15 protein-coding genes are annotated in these 17879 nt (G+C 45.0%); 10 read left to right on the top strand and 5 right to left on the bottom strand.

Annotation, left to right across the window (positions count from 1 at the left end):
• The first annotated feature begins 123 nt into the window (after positions 1-123).
• From NL647_RS11180 to NL647_RS11205, 6 genes are all read left to right on the top strand, one after another.
• A complete protein-coding gene (locus tag NL647_RS11180) occupies positions 124-1521 on the top strand; it encodes a COG3014 family protein (RefSeq protein ID WP_101960924.1) in 1398 nt (465 codons plus the stop codon).
• Positions 1521-1913, top strand: coding sequence for a YcfL family protein (locus tag NL647_RS11185; RefSeq protein WP_005446667.1), 393 nt, complete (start codon positions 1521-1523; stop codon positions 1911-1913). Before NL647_RS11180 ends, NL647_RS11185 begins: the two co-directional genes overlap by 1 nt.
• An 87-nt stretch (positions 1914-2000) precedes the next feature.
• Positions 2001-2591 (top strand): penicillin-binding protein activator LpoB, encoded by a 591-nt coding sequence (lpoB, locus tag NL647_RS11190; protein ID WP_005431666.1) that lies wholly within the window; start codon positions 2001-2003, stop codon positions 2589-2591.
• A gap of 43 nt (positions 2592-2634) precedes the next feature.
• Complete coding sequence (gene thiK / locus NL647_RS11195; RefSeq protein ID WP_050908772.1) at positions 2635-3516, top strand: thiamine kinase; 882 nt, start codon at positions 2635-2637, stop codon at positions 3514-3516.
• Positions 3517-3591: 75 nt separating this feature from the next.
• Positions 3592-4131 carry an alpha/beta hydrolase YcfP gene (ycfP, locus tag NL647_RS11200; protein ID WP_005446677.1) on the top strand — a complete coding sequence of 180 codons (540 nt, stop codon included), beginning with the start codon at positions 3592-3594 and terminating at the stop codon, positions 4129-4131.
• Positions 4132-4657: 526 nt separating this feature from the next.
• A complete protein-coding gene (locus tag NL647_RS11205; RefSeq protein ID WP_005446679.1) occupies positions 4658-5947 on the top strand; it encodes an NAD(P)/FAD-dependent oxidoreductase in 1290 nt (429 codons plus the stop codon).
• Positions 5948-6033: 86 nt separating this feature from the next.
• Here NL647_RS11205 and NL647_RS11210 read toward each other — a convergent pair whose 3' ends face one another.
• From NL647_RS11210 to NL647_RS11225, 4 genes are all read right to left on the bottom strand, one after another.
• The gene (locus tag NL647_RS11210) at positions 6034-6582 is read right to left on the bottom strand and encodes a GNAT family N-acetyltransferase (protein ID WP_005446680.1); all 549 of its coding nucleotides are present in this window, start codon (positions 6580-6582) and stop codon (positions 6034-6036) included.
• A 71-nt stretch (positions 6583-6653) separates the two neighbouring features.
• Positions 6654-7424, bottom strand: coding sequence for a peptidoglycan binding protein CsiV (locus tag NL647_RS11215; RefSeq protein ID WP_074050253.1), 771 nt, complete (start codon positions 7422-7424; stop codon positions 6654-6656).
• Between the two features lie 7 nt (positions 7425-7431).
• Complete coding sequence (gene mfd / locus NL647_RS11220; RefSeq protein ID WP_253650156.1) at positions 7432-10893, bottom strand: transcription-repair coupling factor; 3462 nt, start codon at positions 10891-10893, stop codon at positions 7432-7434.
• A 5-nt stretch (positions 10894-10898) separates the two neighbouring features.
• On the bottom strand, positions 10899-11468 hold the full coding sequence (locus tag NL647_RS11225; RefSeq protein ID WP_009698318.1) for a PilZ domain-containing protein: 570 nt from the start codon (positions 11466-11468) through the stop codon (positions 10899-10901).
• 264 nt (positions 11469-11732) lie between these two features.
• Here NL647_RS11225 and lolC point away from each other — a divergent pair, with 264 nt between their 5' ends.
• The 3 genes from lolC to lolE are packed head-to-tail and all read left to right on the top strand — an operon-like array spanning position 11733 to position 14888.
• On the top strand, positions 11733-12941 hold the full coding sequence (gene lolC, locus NL647_RS11230) for a lipoprotein-releasing ABC transporter permease subunit LolC (RefSeq protein ID WP_026000130.1): 1209 nt from the start codon (positions 11733-11735) through the stop codon (positions 12939-12941).
• Positions 12934-13641 carry a lipoprotein-releasing ABC transporter ATP-binding protein LolD gene (gene lolD / locus NL647_RS11235; protein WP_029790268.1) on the top strand — a complete coding sequence of 236 codons (708 nt, stop codon included), beginning with the start codon at positions 12934-12936 and terminating at the stop codon, positions 13639-13641. The genes lolC and lolD overlap by 8 nt, the downstream gene beginning before the upstream one ends.
• 2 nt (positions 13642-13643) lie before the next feature.
• Positions 13644-14888, top strand: coding sequence for a lipoprotein-releasing ABC transporter permease subunit LolE (lolE, locus tag NL647_RS11240; RefSeq protein ID WP_009698315.1), 1245 nt, complete (start codon positions 13644-13646; stop codon positions 14886-14888).
• A gap of 197 nt (positions 14889-15085) precedes the next feature.
• Here lolE and NL647_RS11245 read toward each other — a convergent pair whose 3' ends face one another.
• Positions 15086-15595 (bottom strand): DUF2062 domain-containing protein, encoded by a 510-nt coding sequence (locus NL647_RS11245; RefSeq protein ID WP_005446692.1) that lies wholly within the window; start codon positions 15593-15595, stop codon positions 15086-15088.
• Between the two features lie 8 nt (positions 15596-15603).
• Here NL647_RS11245 and NL647_RS11250 point away from each other — a divergent pair, with 8 nt between their 5' ends.
• Entirely contained in the window at positions 15604-17862 is a 2259-nt protein-coding gene (locus NL647_RS11250) for a DNA internalization-related competence protein ComEC/Rec2 (protein ID WP_050902261.1), read from the top strand.
• Positions 17863-17879: the final 17 nt, after the last annotated feature.

Raw genomic sequence — 17879 nt, forward strand, 5'->3', positions numbered from 1 at the left:
TAGAAGTGGATGAAGCAGTTCATCCACTTCTTTATACCCAAGCACTTCGGGATGTTTGGCTCAGCCAATATTTTGAAATTACTTGGGTATATTTCTGTGAACGACACATTTGTGGAGATAAATGTGAAACATGGTGTGAAGCTATTCGGATTGATGAGCTGGGTCCTGCTTGCTACGGGATGTGCGAACTTATCCGCTGGCAATCTGTTCAGTCATTACAGCGACCAAAATAAAGAAGTCTACCAAGCGGTGGTTGCTGGTGAATACGCCAAAGCTGAACAACTGCAATCAAGTGATGTAGGTGGCGAAATCCTTGGAAACTTCGAACAAGGAAGAATTTCGTTTCTTGCTGAGGATTACCCTACCAGCTTGAACTCATTAGAAGAAAGCGATCGTGCAGTTCGTAAACAACAAGATCGTGCAACCATTTCTGTTACGGAAACAGCAACCAGCGTTGGTTCTCTTGCCGTTAACGACAATCTAAATGAATATCAGCCTGCCGATTATGAGCTCGGCTTTTTGCATTTGTACTTAGGTTTAAACTATTTGCAAAAGAATGATCTCGAAGGTGCGCTGGTAGAAATGCGCCGTGCTAACCAAGTGCAAGAAGCAGCGAAGAAAGCACGTGAAAAGGAACTAAAACGCGCAGAGAAGGATCTTAAGAGTCAAGGCATGTCGGCGAACCTAGGTAGCGTGCTTGCAAACTACCCAGATGCGGGTAAAAAGCTAAGTTCAGTACAAAATGGCTACTTGTTCTATCTGTCGGGTCTTTTATATGAAGCGTCACGAGATTTGAATAGTGCGTATGTAGACTACCGTCGTGCCCTTGCGGTGATGCCAAACAATAAGCAAGTGATTGAAAGCACCATGTATGCCGCAAAAAAGCTCGGCATGCGTGAAGACTTACGTTTACTTGAAAAACGTTATGGTAAAGCACCTTCAGGGTTGAGTAAGTCTCAAGGTCGCGTGATCGTGATCGACGAACAAGGTGTTGTAGAAGCATTACAAGGTTGGCGTATAGATTTGCCTATATATGACAGCCGAGGTGATGGTGCAATTTATTCGCTCGCATTACCTTATTACCCAAAAAGCGGAACGCAGCGTTTTGGCGATGTGGCATTGAATGGCAGCAAATTACCATCGAGCACTTTAGTCGATGTTAACTCGATGGCTCAAAACGATTTGAACGAACGTTTAACGACGATTGTTATTCGTCAGGCAATTCGTGTTTGGGCAAAAGACCGAATTAGAAAAGAAGCAGCGAAGAAAGGCGATGACGTCGGCAACATTCTTTTCAATGTTTGGAATACATTAACTGAACAACCTGATACCAGAAGTTGGCAGACGCTCCCGGGGACGGTGAAAACGGCTTCGAAAGTGGTGAAGTCGGGCAAGCAGAGTCTTAACTTAGGTGATCAGGTGTATCAATTTGACGTGCCAGCACAACAAACCACGTTGGTTTGGGTGTCCCGTCAGGGTTCGCACTCAACAGTGTGGCATAAACAACTAGGGAGGTTGTAATGAGAGCATGGCTTATAGGCTTAGCGGTGATCATTGGTTTAGCCGGGTGTGCTGACAACACCGCAGGTATCCGAATTGATGGTCAAACTCAAAAGGTGTTTTTTAATGACAATGTTTTGGGTAGCCGTTTGTTAGTTGACAACATCACAACGACTTACGTGGATGATCGCCCACGAGGTGTCGTGCAGTTAAGCAGTAACTACAAAGGTGACCAGCACATTCTTTATCGCTTTTATTGGTATGACAATACTGGTCTGGAAGTGAACACTAAACCTGGTCCGTGGCGCAAAATGATTGTGCGTGGATTCGAACAGGTGACTCTGTCTGAAGTGACGGTGAACCCAAACGGAACACAATTTCGCGTACAAATTCGCGAAGCAGATGATAACTAACTCAACTCGAGTAACACAATTTCGGCGGCTATGCTGCTTTGCCAAGGTGGAGGCACCTTGGTATGAAACACAAACTAAGGAACTCTCATGAAAAAAAGTATTATTGCTCTTTTAGGTCTTGCCGTCATTCTGGGTGGTTGTTCAAATAAGGTCTCTTACGGTGATGCGCAAGCGACAGAAACAACAACGATTGATTTCGGCTCGACGGATCTACAAAAAATTGCTGGCGAAATGGTCGACAGCATGATGATGTCAGGTTCAGTGGCAGCAATTACTCGTGACCAACGTCCTATCGTGTTTGTTGAGCGCATCAAGAACAAAACAAGTGAGCACATCGATACTGAATCTATTACTGACACTATCTCTACTAAGATGCTGAACTCTGGTAAGTTCCGTTTTGTAGACATGGATCGTGTGGAATCTGTTCGTGAGCAACTTAACTTCCAAAACACTGACGAGCTAGTGAACCAAAGCACAGCTATCCAATTCGGTAAAATGGTCGGTGCGCAATACATGCTTTACGGCAACCTTTCTAGCATCGTGAAAAATGCAGGCAGTGACAAAGACGTTTACTACAAAATGACGATGCGCCTAATGGATCTAGAAACAGGTCTGATTGAATGGGCGGATGAAACAGAAATCCGTAAAGAGCAATCTAAGAGCCTATTTGGTCTTTAATTGATTCTTGTTGGTCATATGACCTTGAGTGGAGAAGTCATTCATGGCGTGGTTTTCTTGGCAACAAGCGAAACAGTTAGATCCGAGTTTAAATACTCTTGATGGCTTCTTTACTTCACCACCAGTGAAGGTTCAAACCGTCACTGGTGGACTTACCAATCGTTGTTGGCGGTTGGAATCTTCAGAGGGTCTTGCGTATGTCTGGCGACCAACCAGTAACGTATGCAAGACCTTTGCTATATCTCGCCATAACGAATATCAAGTGCTCAATGCAATCGCCCCGCTTAACCTCGGACCTAAACCTGTCTTTGTTCATGAGCAAGGTTTGCTAGTGGAGTGGGTTCCGGGTGAGACATTGACTAAGCCTGGTATCGATATTGATGAATTATTGCCAATCGCTGCTGCTATTCATGAATATCCGTCGACGGCGATTCCTTTGGTTCCTTTCTCTTACTTGTCACGAATTGATCACTACTGGTTAGAGCTAGGTGGTAAGTACATTGGTACAGAGTTTGAAACCTTGTATCGAAAATGGCGGTCGGAACCGAGTGTTGAACAAGTTCCCGTTGCACTGTGCCACTTCGATCTTGGTTGTTATAACTTGGTTCGTGGTGAAGAGGGGGTGAAGGTCATAGACTGGGAATACGCCGCTTTATCTGATCCAAGATTAGACCTCACTTTGATTTTGCAGCTTGCCGATGTACCAATTGAGCAGGGTGTTGCTCAGTATTGCGAGATTCGTCAAATTGATGATGTGTCTCTGTGGCTGGAAGGCGTACGTGCGTGGATGCCAAGGACCATTATGATGGCGATGTTATGGTATTTGATCGCCTACAAATTGTGGGATGATGAACAATACTTAGACAGTGCGAATGAGTTTAAAGACTTATTATGTATGGAAGATCACTGTTTTGATAACTCATGACTTTTTCCTCTTTAACCATAAGGAAATAGTGGTAGTTTAAAGTGAAGTACCAGCAAGTCACAGGGAGAGGTACACATGATTATTTACTTGCACGGCTTTGATAGTACAAGCCCAGGTAACCACGAAAAAGTTCTTCAATTGCAATTCATCGATGATGACGTTCGTTTCATCAATTACAGCACACTTCATCCTAAGCACGATATGCAGCACTTGTTGAAGGAAGTGTCTAAGGTCATCGACCAAGCGAACGACCCAGCCCCACTTATCTGTGGTGTTGGTCTTGGCGCATATTGGTCAGAGCGTATCGGTTTTCTTTGCGGCATTAAGCAGGTGATGTTCAACCCAAACCTGCATCCAGAGAAAACGATGGCAGGTCGCATTGATCGTCCCGAAGAATATGAAGATATCGCGACCAAATGTGTCGAGCAATTCCGAACCAAAAACCAAGATCGTTGTTTAGTGATTTTATCCAAAGAAGATGAAATACATGACAATTCGAAAACTGCGGCAGAGTTGGACAAGCATTATCAGATTATTTGGGATGAGAACCAAACGCACAAGTTCAAGAAAATCTCTCATCATCTGCAAGCGATGAAGGCATTTAAGAACGCATAAATTGCCCAATAGATAAAAATTTAACTACCTTTAAACAGCACTTCAAGAAGTGCTGTTTTTGTATCTATTGGTTTTGACTCTATCGCACTGATTCTGCCAAATTTTACATTTTGTATCGATTTATCGGCTTGATTTATCGATTTAACCTTTTGTGGCACGAAAACGTTACCGTCAAGCAGATGAAAAGTAGTCAATCCGTATCCAGAGTAAGGATTTTTGTTGCCATCAAAGGATTGCTCTATATAATGAACTTGGTAAAAATAATTTGATAAATATCAAAAAAAATTGAGAGCGAGTAAGAAACTTGCCCATTTTTTGTCTGAGATCGTGTGTTTCAGGCGAATAACCCGATGGACCATAAGCCGAAAACAAGAGTAGGCAATAACATGATGGCATCGGGATTTATCCAAAAAGTGAGCTCACCTCTAGAGACCAAAGAATTCATCGGTTGGATGTATGACCGCAGCGTAACTGTGAGTCTACGTCGAGCTGAACCCATATATTCATTTTTGTAGAGGATAACATTGTGACACGCATTATCGTTGTAGGCGGCGGTGCTGGTGGCCTTGAGTTGGCTACCAAACTGGGCCGCACTCTGGGTCGTAAGAACCGTGCGCAAATTACACTGGTAGACCGTAAAGCGAGCCACTTGTGGAAACCACTGTTGCACGAAGTGGCAACAGGCTCATTAGACGAAGGTGTGGATGCATTGAGCTACCGTGCTCATGCCAAAAACCATTGCTTCGATTTCCAAATGGGTAGCCTTCAAGACATTGACCGTGAACGTAAAGTGATCATTCTAAGTGAACTAAAAGACGAACATGGTGAACTTCTGATGCCAAGCCGTGAACTGGAATACGATATTCTGGTTATGGCAATTGGCTCTACGTCAAACGACTTCAATACGCCTGGGGTTCGTGAAAACTGTATCTTCCTCGACAGCCCTGAACAGGCGCACCGTTTCCGTAGTGAAATGAATAATGAATTCTTAAAACTGCATGCAAAAAACGGTAACGGTACGGTAGATATCGCGATCGTTGGTGCGGGTGCAACTGGTGTTGAATTATCGGCAGAGCTTCACAACGCAGTAAAAGAATTACGTACGTATGGTTTCGGCGATCTTGACTCTAGCAAACTAAATGTAAACCTAGTTGAAGCAGGTGAGCGCATTCTGCCTGCGCTTCCACCACGTATCTCTTCTGCAGCGCATCAAGAGTTGGTTAAGCTAGGTGTAAACGTGCGTACTGCGACCATGGTGACACAAGCGGACAAAGACGGTTTGACTACCAAAGATGGTGAGAAAATCCCTGCACAAATCATGGTATGGGCTGCGGGTATCAAAGCGCCTGATTTCATCAAAGATATTGCCGGTCTAGAAACGAACCGTATTAACCAATTAGTCGTGAAAAACACGTTGCAAACCACTCGTGATGACGACATCTTCGTTATCGGCGACTTGGCTCAATGTACCCAGCCTGATGGCTCATTTGTGCCGCCACGAGCTCAGGCTGCGCACCAAATGGCAAGTCAAGCGTTCACTAACATTGTGGCTAAGCTTAATGGTCGCGAGCTTAAAGCATACGAATACAAAGACCACGGCTCTCTAGTGTCTCTAAGCCGCTTCTCAACCGTTGGTAGCTTGATGGGTAACTTAACCAAAGGCTCTATGATGGTTGAAGGTCGCATCGCACGCGTAGTTTACATTTCACTGTACCGTATGCACCAAATGGCGCTACACGGTGTGATTAAAACGGGTTTGATGATGCTGGTTGGTCGTATCAACCGCGTATTGCGTCCAAACTTGAAACTGCACTAATTTGAATTTTTGGTTCTTTGTTGAAGATTTGGCGAGAGAATCAAATAATAAATAGAAGAAAAGCCACCGCATGTCGGTGGCTTTTTTCATTCCAAGTCATTGGGTAACAGTGAATAAACGACCCCATCTTTTGGCTTCCCATGAAAGATAAATCGGTTTCTGGCAATCGCTTCTTTCTGTGCACCAACAGACTCAATTAAAGCCTGACTGGCTGTGTTATCTAAATCACAGACGATTTCTACGCGAGTCAAATTGAGTTTAGCGAAGCAGAACTCGGCAAGCGCGCGGATTGCCTCTTGAGCGTAACCTTTGCGTTGATAACGGTCCGCAACCCAATAGCCAATGCTTGCCATATTGAAGGTATGATAAAGCTCATTGACAGCAGCCATACCAACAAGGTTATCGCTACTTCGTTCATAAATGCCAAAACCAAACGCTTCTGTTTTTACCCAGTTCAGTCGCGTAGCGAGCAAGAAATCTTGCGCATCTCTTAGTGAGACATTTTCATCACACCAATCTAACCATTGGTGTAGGGAAGGGGACTCTGCCAGTATGCGTTGTAGAATATGGGCTTCCTCAGATGGGATTAATCTGAGAGCCAAACGAGGGGTTATGATTTCAAAATCTGGACTCATACAACTTCCATGTTAGATTTCAAATAAAACAAAGCGCAGCAAGTGCTGCGCTTTGTTGTTGGTACTGTGTTTTATTGTACTCGACGAACTTGAATGATCATCCCCATTAATGGGTTATCTAAGTAGTGGGTTTCGCCACTGCGCATACGACGCTTCTGATCCATTCGGAAGCTCTTCAAGAATGTCTCTTCAGTCACAGTCGGAGAGACTTCTGCTAAGTTACCGACTTGCACGTTACCATCGACTTCGCCAAATTCTTCAGACAATTGTTCTGAAGGTTGCGATTCAATGTGAACCTCCCGAACACTCGGTTCACGTAAGTCCATCGTTGTCTCGGCAAACAAATAGTGCTGAACGTAGATTTGTAATTTGCCATCTAACTCATAAAGTGGACCTTTAACGCTTTCTTCGCTATAGCCATCGGTCGCTAAGGAATGTGCATTGCCAGTGATTGAGCTGCCATCTGGATTATATGATCCTGAAAAATCACGCCCGCCAACAATGCGGAAAACTGGTGCACTTGCTTTACCACGGTCACCTTGACGCCACGCTACGTGCTTCAATACTTTAAAGCCTGCATGGTTGTTAAGTGCTGCTTCTTGAGCGTTCAATCTGTAAGAAGAACGAGGAAGCAGGGTGACGCCTTTTGATTGACGGTAAGAATCGCTTTGTAAGCTGCCGACGTTACTCATTTCGATAGTTGGCAGTTTGTTTGGCCATGATTCACTGGTACTTTCAGCGTCGACTGCTCGCTTGAAAATAATTACTTCAATATCAAATTGACGCGCAGCCCATGATGGCATTGAGACACAAAGAAGTAATAATGGGATCAGTATTCTCATTCGACTATTAGCTCGTTGGTAATAAATTCTGTTTAAAATCATTCAGTAAGTCTTGAACAAACTGAATGCGTTTACGTCGGTCCGTCAATGGTACGCTAAACTTGAACTTAGTTGGACCTTCCATTGCAAATTTTTGCGGCTGTGATTGCAGGAGTTTAACTAAATATGCTGGGTTTATGTCAGCATCAGGGTAAAACTCGATGAAACCACCTTTGTCATGAGCTTCAATTTTCTTAGCTTTGAGACATGCAGCAGCAATTTTTAGCTCAGAGACAGACAGTAAGTTCTTCGTTGCATCAGGTAGCAAGCCGAAACGATCAATCAGTTCCACTTTTAATTCTGATAGCCCTTCTTTATCTGTCACGCTCGCGATTCGTTTGTACATAGATAGGCGAGTGTTGACGTCTGGTATGTAGTCATCTGGCAAAAGAGCTGGAATGCGCATTTCGATTTCAGTTTGTTCTCGAAGTAGATCATCCAGTGAAGGCTCTTTGCCCTCTTTTAAGGCTTCAACGGCTTGTTCAAGCATTTCCATATATAGTGTAAAACCAACCGATTGAATTTGACCACTTTGTTCGTCACCCAGTAACTCACCAGCCCCGCGGATTTCAAGATCGTGGGTAGCAAGAGTGAAGCCAGCACCAAGGTCTTCCAGTGACGCAATTGCATCAAGACGCTTAATTGCATCTTTCGTTATTGCTTTTGGATGTGGCGTCAACAGGTAAGCGTACGCTTGGTGGTGCGAACGACCAACACGACCACGAAGCTGGTGCAACTGCGCGAGACCTAGGTTATCTGCTCGGTCCATGATGATGGTGTTGGCGGTTGGTACGTCAATACCTGTTTCTATGATCGTAGTACATACGAGTAAGTTGAAGCGCTGATGATAGAAATCATTCATGATGCGCTCGAGCTCGCGTTCACGCATCTGACCATGTGCAACGGTAACTCGCGCTTCCGGAATCAGCTTTTGCAAATCTTCGGCGGTTTTTTCAATCGTTTCGACTTGGTTATGTAGGAAGTAAACTTGACCACCACGCATGATTTCACGGAGTACTGCTTCGCGTACCACGGAGTCTTCGCGTTGACGTACGAAGGTCTTAATCGCCAAGCGGCGTGCTGGTGGTGTTGCGATGATCGACAAATCGCGCATGCCACTCATTGCCATGTTTAATGTGCGCGGAATTGGTGTTGCGGTAAGCGTTAAGATGTCGACATCGGCACGCATTGCTTTCACTTTTTCTTTTTGACGCACACCAAATCGGTGTTCTTCATCAACAATCAACAAGCCAAGATCTTTGAACTTAATATCGCTTGATAGCAACTTGTGAGTACCAACGACAATATCAACTTTGCCATCAGCGACATCTTGGAGAATCACTTTTTGCTCTTTTGCCGATTTAAAGCGCGACAGGACTTCTACGCGAATTGGCAAGTTAGCAAAGCGGTCGCGGAAGTTTTCAAAGTGTTGCTGTGCAAGCAGAGTGGTTGGTACTAAGACTGCCACTTGCTTACTGTTGTCTGTGGCAACAAATGCAGCGCGCATTGCGACTTCTGTTTTACCAAAACCAACGTCACCACAAACTAGGCGGTCCATGGCTTTTGCTTGGCACATGTCAGACAAGACCGCATTAATTGCCATTGACTGATCGTCGGTCTCCTCAAACGGGAAAGTTGCTTTGAAAGTTGCGTATTGACCGCGGTCGAGCTCAAATTTATAGCCCGGTTTTAGCTCTCGCTTGGCATAAACATCCAGAAGCTCTGCTGCAACGTCACGAACTTTCTCTGCAGCTTTACGGCGAGCTTTTGCCCATGCTTCACCGCCTAGTTTATGCAGCGGTGCACTTTCTTCAGCTCCGCCAGAGTAGCGGCTAATCAAGTTCAGTGAAGATACGGGTACGTAAAGCTTGGCATCATTTTGATACTCAAGTGTTACGTATTCCGTTTTCATACCGCCAGCTTCGAGAGTTTGTAGGCCTATGTAGCGGCCGATACCGTGATCGATGTGCACAACAGGCTGACCCGGCTTAAGTTCAGCTAGGTGGCGTATGACGGTGTCACTGTTGACCGCTTTTTTGTCTTTACGGCGACGTTGGATAACGCGATCGCCAAGCAGATCGCTTTCGCAGATCAGCGTGAAATTTAGCTCTTCATGAATAAAACCATGTTCCGCAGCACCTAGGATTAGGCTGAAACGATCGTCAGAGTCCAGCGCTTGATATAGTGAACCATAGACTACTGGGCGCACTTTAATGCCTTGCAGTAGCTCTGTTAATGCTTCACGGCGACCTTCTGACTCGACAGAGAAAACGATTTTACCCGCAAACTGTTCACTGAATTGGCGTAAACGTGCTAACGGCTCTTTGTTCTGCTGTTGAACACCAAGCTCGGCTAGAGATTGAACGGCGAGATTCTGGCGACCTGCACGTTTAACGATTTTCTCTAGGCTCAGATGAGCTTGCGGTAGTTGTTTGAAGTGAGTGAATAGCTCATCTTTCTTCAGCCACAATTCATGTGGTGCTAACAACGGACGCAGTGGATCGATTTTCTTTTGATCGTAGCGGTAGTCAACGTCATTCAAGAAGGTATCGACTGCGGCTTCAATATCGCCGTAGGTGATCAGTTGAGAGTCATCGGGTAAATAATCGAAAAGCGTTTCTGTATGATCGAAAAACAGTGGCTGCCAATATTCAATGCCCGCTGGCCAAGTGCCTTTGGTGACTTGCATGTAAATTGATTCAGGCTCGCGGCGAGCTTCAAACTGAGAGCGCAAACGAGTACGGAAATCTTCAATAGCCGCTTTCGTCGTCGGAAATTCATGCGCAGGCAGAAGCTGGATTTGCTGAATGTCTTCGATCGAACGTTGGTTTTCTGGATCAAATGTGCGAATGGTGTCGATCTCGTCATCAAAGAAATCAATGCGATATGGATCTGAACTGCCCATTGGGAACAAATCTAGGATCGAACCTCGGCTTGCATATTCACCCGGACCAAACACTTGATCAACGTGACGGTAGCCAGAGTTCTCTAGTTGCACACGCAGTTTTTCCAGCGAGAATTGGTCGCCCGTTTTCACCATCAAGGTGTGCTGAAGTAAGAAATCACGCGGGGACTGGCGTTGTAATACCGTGCTCACTGGCACAATGGTCACACCACGATTTTGGTTTGGCAATTGATATAAGCGGGCAATACGATCTGAGATGATCTCTTGGTGTGGAGAAAAGTTGTCGTATGGCAGCGTCTCCCAATCAGGGAATAGGCTTACCGGTTGGTCGGTAAATTGCTCAATTTCTGCTTGCAGTTTGAGTGCGATTTGCGGGTCTGGTACCACTAGCAGAGAGTGGCTTGAGTGTTGTTTTGCTAGCTCGGCAATCGCCATCGGCAATGCCGCTCCCGGTAAGTTGCCAAGCTGTTTTTTATCGCCACGCTCAGACGGATTGGTGACGGACAGAATCGTTGCTTTTGTCATGGTAATTATTTGTTATCTCGCTCTAATGAGCGCTGACGGAGTAGTTTTTGTTGTTGGTATAGTGCGGCTTTAATCAATAAATCTTGGTCAGCTTCTCGAAGTAACTTGTACTTTAGTGTGACTACATAGCCTTGCTCGGCAGATTCGCACTCTACTACCTGAGCGTAGCAGTAAATTGCTGCAGCAGGATGATCTAAGAAGAGCTTCACACGAACCAGTTGGTCTTTTTCTACGGCAGAATCGCTACGGTAGCTCAGTTGGCTTGCGCCGAATTGCGTAGTCTGGAAACGGAGTGCAATGTCATCTTGTTGCGAGAGCATAAAGCTGAGCAGTAAGTTGAGTTTAGAGTTTTGAGTATCCAGCAAATGGATGACGTGTTTTAACTCTTTGTTTTGCAGCTCCAATCTCGCGTTATCAGCTAACATATCTAAATGGCTAAATTCACTTGCGACAATAAAAGGCGCTGGAATTTCGGATTGGAAAGTCTCTTCATCTGGCAGAGCAAAGTCCGTCCCTAGCGTTTCGACGTTGATAGTCAGATTGTGGTGTACGGTAAAATATTCTTGCTCTGTCATAATTCGGTCCTTTTCTGCCATCGAGCGCTCTCATTTCATTTAGGAATGAGTAGGATAGGGGGTTGATTATCGCTAATCAGGTTAAGTTATCAAGTTTCCCCGTTTCTCTGGCTGAACTTTTTGCTGTAAATGGGGACTTATTGCATGTCGTTGACAAATTTAGCGATTATCTTGTCTTCTTCATTGTAAGAGTAAGGTAAGATAACCCGTATTAACTAGCTAAGTAATGGCTTCATAACTAGATAACCAGTTGGTTTGTCCTATATGTATCATCCTATTTCTTTGTTTATTGGCTTACGGTACCTTCGGGGACGCTCCGGAGACCGATTTAGCCGATTTGTTTCTTATATGTCGACAGCCGGTATCACAATTGGCGTGATGGCGTTAGTGACGGTGCTTTCCGTAATGAACGGTTTTGAAGCCCAGTTGAAAGAGCGCATTTTAGGAGTGCTTCCTCATGCTGTGATTTCGCAACACGATAGTAAAACGCCTCTCAGTGAAGCTGCTCCTAAGTTCATTCAAGATATGTCGACCATAGCAAAACCAGAACCTATTGTTCGTGGTGAGGCTGTTATTCAAAGCTCTGCACAACTGACAGCTGGTTATTTAATTGGTATAGAGCCCAAACTTGGCGACCCGATTTCTAACCACCTTATCGCAGGACGTTTATCTTCTCTTCAAGCAGGTGAGTACAAAGTATTCCTTGGTCACAGCTTGGCGCGCTCATTGAAAGTGTCGATGGGCGATAAAGTCCGTTTGATGGTCACCAATGCCACCCAATTTACCCCACTGGGTCGAATTCCGAGCCAACGTAATTTCACGGTAGCTGGCATCTTCAATACGGGCTCAGATGTCGATGGTCAGCTTATGATTGTTAATATGACTGATGCGGCAAAGCTGATGCGTTTACCGAAAGATACAGTCTCTGGCTGGCGTGTGTTCTTCTCAGACCCTTTTATGGTGACTGATTTTGCTGATCAGCCAATGCCTGATGGCTGGCAATGGAGTGATTGGCGAGAACAACGTGGTGAGCTTTTCCAAGCCGTCAAAATGGAAAAGAATATGATGGGCTTGATGCTTGGGCTGATCGTTGGTGTTGCTGCGTTTAACATTATTTCCGCTTTGATCATGGTGGTGATGGAGAAGCAATCTGAAGTCGCGATTCTTAAAACACAAGGTATGACTCAATCTCAAGTGATGGCGATTTTCATGGTTCAAGGCGCAAGCAGTGGTGTGATTGGTGCCATTGTTGGTGGTGCAATGGGCGTTGCTTTATCACTTAACCTCAATGCAATTCTTGAAGCGGCGGGAGTGGCACTATTTAGCTTCGGTGGTCACTTACCTATCGTGATTGATTCATTCCAAATTTTACTGGTGGTAGTGCTGGCGATTGCTCTGAGTCTAGCTGCAACTGTTTACCCGTCTTTCCGAGCATCTTCTGTTAAACCTGCTGAGGCACTTCGCTATGAATAAGCTATTAGAATGTCGTGATATTCGTAAAGTCTACCGAGAGGGTTCGTTAGATACTGAAGTGCTCAAAGGTGTAAGTTTTGATATTGATAAAGGCGAGTTAGTGTCTATTGTCGGTTCATCAGGCTCGGGTAAGAGTACGTTGCTCCACATCCTTGGAGCATTAGACGATGCATCTCAAGGAGAAGTGGATTTTCTGGGACAGAACCTGTCTGCTTTGAGCTCCAACAAACAAGCTGCATTGCGCAATAAGCATCTTGGCTTTGTGTATCAATTCCATCATCTGCTGGCTGATTTCACAGCGGTTGAAAATGTTGCAATGCCACTGTTGATTGGTGGGGCGAAAGTTGCAGATGCGAAAGCGGAAGCAAAAGCCCTTCTGGAGAAGGTGGGGTTGGGACATCGAATGGATCATCGTCCGTCAGAACTTTCTGGTGGTGAGCGCCAACGTGTGGCTATCGCACGAGCTTTGGTCAATAAGCCTGACTTGGTTTTAGCAGATGAGCCGACTGGTAACTTAGATCACAATACGGCGCTAGCGATTTACGACTTAATGCGTGAGTTAAATCAGGAGTCGAATATTGCTTTCTTAGTGGTCACTCATGATAACGAGCTGGCCGCGAAAATGGATCGCCAAATGCATATGCAAGATGGTTTGCTGGTGGATCGTTTTACCACAGACACAGCAACCGTGGAGGGCTAATTTTGTTTTCATCTTTAGCATTGATGATTGGTGGACGTTTCAGTCGCGCTAAAAAGCGTAACAAGATGGTATCGTTCATTTCTCTTTCCTCCACCATCGGTATTGCGGTTGGCGTAGCAGTCATCATCATTGGCTTATCTGCGATGAATGGCTTTGAACGAGAGTTACAGTCTCGTGTGCTTTCTGTGATTCCACATGGTGAGTTAGAGGGGGTAAATGGTCCACTGCACAACTATACCAAAACCATGAAGCAAGCCCTAAGTCATGAGCATGTGGTTGCTGCCGCACCTTATGTTCGGTTTACGGGGTTAGCAGAAAAGGGCAGTAAGCTAAAAGCAATAGAAGTTCGCGGTGTGGATCCAGCTTTTGAGCAAGCTGTTTCTAGTATGTCTGACTTTATTGACCCACAGGCGTGGCAAAATTTTTACTCAGGTCAACAGCAAGTGATTCTTGGGCGTGGTGTCGCCAATGAGTTAAAGGTCGATGTTGGTGACTATATTACTTTAATGATCCCGCAATCAGGCAGTACGAATAAGGTACAAGCCCCAAAGCGAGTCCGAGTCAAAGTCGCTGGTTTTTTAACGCTTAACGGTCAAATCGATCATTCATTAGCGCTAGTACCACTCAAGGATGCTCAAGCCTATGCCCGCTTAGGTGATGGCGTTACAGGTATTTCGCTGAAGACGGATGATGTGTTGAATGCACCATCAATTGTACGTGAAGTCGGTAGCCGAATTGATGTTTATGTTTACCTAAAAAGCTGGCAACAACAATTTGGCTTTTTGTACCGTGATATCCAACTTGTTCGTACCATTATGTACCTGGTAATGGTGCTAGTGATTGGTGTCGCGTGTTTCAATATTGTCTCGACATTGATGATGGCGGTTAAAGATCGCGCGGCTGAGATTGCGATTCTTCGTACTATGGGTGCAAAAGACAGTTTGATTAAGCGTATCTTCGTTTGGCAAGGCGTATTCTCGGGCGTATTTGGTAGTCTTGCGGGTAGTGTCGTTGGTGTTCTTGTCGCTCTCAACCTCACACCGATTATTAAGGGGTTGGAAGCCTTAATTGGTCACCAATTTCTTTCGGGGGATATCTACTTTGTCGACTTCTTACCATCGCAATTGCATTGGCCAGATGTTGCTTTGGTTTCCATTACGGCGATTATCTTGAGTTTGTTGGCAACATGGTACCCAGCCTCCCGTGCAGCGAAACTTAATCCAGCGGCGGTATTGAGTTCCAAGTAATCTACAAAGCTCAGCGAACAGTTCGCAAATAACAGACAACAAAAAAAGGACCGATTATTATCGGTCCTTTTTATCTATATCGTTGCTATCTCTAATTGGCTCGATGCGTTTCATACTTGAGTTACATCACCTTTCATTTCTAACGTTAACTGTTTTCCATTCAACGCGTCATAACCTGCCAACTGGTGAATAAGCGCTTATCGTACTTTACGCTTTTGCCAGCTTCTCACTACTGAATAACGCCAAAGACCACGAATACCGAAATAACCAATGATTGCTGACACTACGCCACAGATCGCGCAGCCAAGTAAGAACGGAGGCCCTATGGTGTTCATTTGCTGCATGATGAATTCCCACGACAATTCAAAGTGGAATGGTTGTGGTGGTACATGCATGACCAAGGCACCAAGCTTGTAAGCAAAGTAGAACAGCACTGGCATGGTAATGGGGTTACTGATCCAGACAAGTGCGACTGATAGAGGCAAGTTAACACCAAGCATGATGGCAAGACCTGCCGCCATGATCATCTGACTCGGAAGCGGGACAAACGCCATAAACAGACCAACAGCAAAAGCGCCAGACGCAGAGCGACGATTTAAACACCACAAGTTTGGGTTATATAAAACGTTGCCGAAGACCTTCAGTGCTTTTTGGCGTTTGATCATTTCATGATCTGGCATGAAGCGTTTTATCAGCTTTCTAGGCATAGGACGACATGACTCTCTTAGAAAAAAGTTTGACCTTGGCTTTATTTGTAGCGAGCGTTATTTCGTCTGCATGGTGGCCGACGATACCAGATTGGCGTTGGTTGCTGCTGGGAATAATTGCCACTGGCTCAATAATAAAATTACGACGTGGCTTATTGAGCATAGGCGTAATTTCGGGCTTTATGGTTGTCATTATCCACGGCAATGTTATGGAGCATCAAAGACAAGCCCTGTTTCAAGCAGGGGTGAATATTACCATAAATGGCAAAGTTGACAGCCCTTTTACGCAAATAAGTCACGGATATGAAGGAATTGCGCGTGTCCATCAGGTGAATTCTCAAAACTTGTTACCTTTTTTTAAACCGAAAATCCGGTTGATAACGCCTTTCCCACTCGCAGTTAACAGTGAGTTCACTACCGAAGTGACAATTAAACCCATCTTTGGGCTTTTAAATGAAGCAGGTCATGACGCCGAAAAGCAGGCAGTAGGAAAGGGCATTGTCGCAAGGGCGACGGTTTCAAAGGATTCTGCGTGGCTTATTCGTGAGCGATCATCATTAAGAACGCAAATTATCGCCGTCGTTCATAAGCACATTGTTCAGCTTGAACATTTCGCTCTTATTCGTGCTTTGGCGTTTAGTGACCGTACGCTTCTGTCTCGATATGACTGGCAACTCCTACGTGATAGTGGCTTACTGCATTTGGTTTCGATTTCGGGTTTACATATAGGAATGGCGTTTGCTTTTGGTATGAGCTTTGGGGTTGTTGTTAGGTACGCTTTGCCAAAATTTGTCTTTTTACCTTCCTTGTTTGGGCTTGCTACTGCTTTTTTGTATTCATGGTTAGCAGACTTCTCTTTGCCTACGACTCGAGCTTTTTCAGTATGTTTGATTTACTTGTTATTAAAGTCTGCTTTGATTTATTGGAGCGCTTGGCGCGTGCTGCTCCTTGCTGTAGCAATACAGTTGTGCATCGAGCCGTTTTCTGCACTCACTATGAGCTTTTGGCTGTCTTATCTCTCTGTTATCGCCGTTTTATTTGCAGTGAATTGTGTACAACATAGCCGTGGCAATTGGATTAGGAAACTGGGTACCTTATTCAAAATTCAGTTAGTACTCACTGTGTTGATCATTCCGATTAGTGGGTTGTTTTTTGCCGGGACGAGCCTCTCCTCTATTTTATATAACCTCATTTTTATCCCTTGGTTCGGTTTTGTTGTCGTTCCACTGATGTTTGTTGCACTTATCATTACCCCGTTTTCAGTGCACTTGGCGAACATGCTGTGGCAGTGGTTAGATTGGATGCTTGTACCCCTTACTTGGTCTTTGCCATTTGCTTTGGGGAGTTGGCAATCTCTTAGCTCACAGGCAACGTTGTGGGTGCTGGCATTGGGCGTTTGTGTGCTTTCGATGCGATTTTTAAATCGAGAAACCTCAGGCGTTTTGTTCTTGGTCATCACAAGTCTGGCGTTGTGGTATGAACGAAAATCCGATGGTTGGCGTATTGATGTGTTAGATGTTGGGCATGGACTTGCAGTGCTCCTAGAAAAAGACGGTGAAGTGCTTTTATATGACACGGGTAAAACATGGGCTTATGGAAGTATTGCTGAACAAGTTATTGCTCCTATCTTGTATCGCAGAGGGTTCGGTTCTATCGACATGTTTGTCGTCAGTCACGCCGACTCAGATCATGCTGGAGGACGTGCATATATCGAAAGGCACTTCGCCCCAGTTCGTAAGTTTAGTAGCCAAAACTACGCTAACTACCAACCTTGTATTGCGGGGGAGCGATGGAAATGGCAAGCGCTAGAATTTGAAGTTCTTTGGCCGCCGAAGTTGGTTAAACGTGCATATAACCCACATTCATGCGTGATTCGTGTCGTCGATACCAAAACGGATTTTAAGTTGCTATTAACGGGCGATATTGAAGCCGTTAGTGAATGGATCTTGGTGAGAAACCCCGATCAGTTAAAAAGTGATGTTGTGATTGTCCCGCATCACGGAAGTAAGAGCTCTTCTAATCCCAAGTTTGTTGAAGCGATTGCACCAAAACTGGCGATCGCATCTCTGGCAAAAGGGAATCAGTGGGGAATGCCTGCAAATAACGTGGTTCTAGCGTACGAGAACGCCAATGCGAAATGGCTGGATACGGGGAATGGCGGTCAAATAAGCGTCCTTATTGAGCAAGAGAATTGGTATTTTGAAACGAAACGAAGTGAGACATTTGACCCTTGGTATAGGCAGATGCTGCGTAACGGAGTAGAATAAGAGTCTTAATGTAAGAA

The organism is Vibrio sp. Y29_XK_CS5, assembly GCF_024181835.1.
In the GTDB taxonomy this organism is placed as follows: Bacteria; Pseudomonadota; Gammaproteobacteria; order Enterobacterales; family Vibrionaceae; genus Vibrio; species Vibrio harveyi.

What these genes read in the sequence shown, in the direction of transcription:
- NL647_RS11210 (WP_005446680.1), bottom strand. Translation starts at nt 6,582, where the DNA reads ATGAGTCCAGATTTTGAAATCATAACCCCTCGTTTGGCTCTCAGATTA.
- NL647_RS11245 (WP_005446692.1), bottom strand. Translation starts at nt 15,595, where the DNA reads ATGCCTAGAAAGCTGATAAAACGCTTCATGCCAGATCATGAAATGATC.
- NL647_RS11185 (WP_005446667.1), top strand. Translation starts at nt 1,521, where the DNA reads ATGAGAGCATGGCTTATAGGCTTAGCGGTGATCATTGGTTTAGCCGGG.
- lpoB (WP_005431666.1), top strand. Translation starts at nt 2,001, where the DNA reads ATGAAAAAAAGTATTATTGCTCTTTTAGGTCTTGCCGTCATTCTGGGT.
- NL647_RS11225 (WP_009698318.1), bottom strand. Translation starts at nt 11,468, where the DNA reads ATGACAGAGCAAGAATATTTTACCGTACACCACAATCTGACTATCAAC.
- NL647_RS11215 (WP_074050253.1), bottom strand. Translation starts at nt 7,424, where the DNA reads ATGAGAATACTGATCCCATTATTACTTCTTTGTGTCTCAATGCCATCA.
- lolD (WP_029790268.1), top strand. Translation starts at nt 12,934, where the DNA reads ATGAATAAGCTATTAGAATGTCGTGATATTCGTAAAGTCTACCGAGAG.
- lolC (WP_026000130.1), top strand. Translation starts at nt 11,733, where the DNA reads ATGTATCATCCTATTTCTTTGTTTATTGGCTTACGGTACCTTCGGGGA.
- NL647_RS11250 (WP_050902261.1), top strand. Translation starts at nt 15,604, where the DNA reads ATGACTCTCTTAGAAAAAAGTTTGACCTTGGCTTTATTTGTAGCGAGC.
- mfd (WP_253650156.1), bottom strand. Translation starts at nt 10,893, where the DNA reads ATGACAAAAGCAACGATTCTGTCCGTCACCAATCCGTCTGAGCGTGGC.
- ycfP (WP_005446677.1), top strand. Translation starts at nt 3,592, where the DNA reads ATGATTATTTACTTGCACGGCTTTGATAGTACAAGCCCAGGTAACCAC.
- thiK (WP_050908772.1), top strand. Translation starts at nt 2,635, where the DNA reads ATGGCGTGGTTTTCTTGGCAACAAGCGAAACAGTTAGATCCGAGTTTA.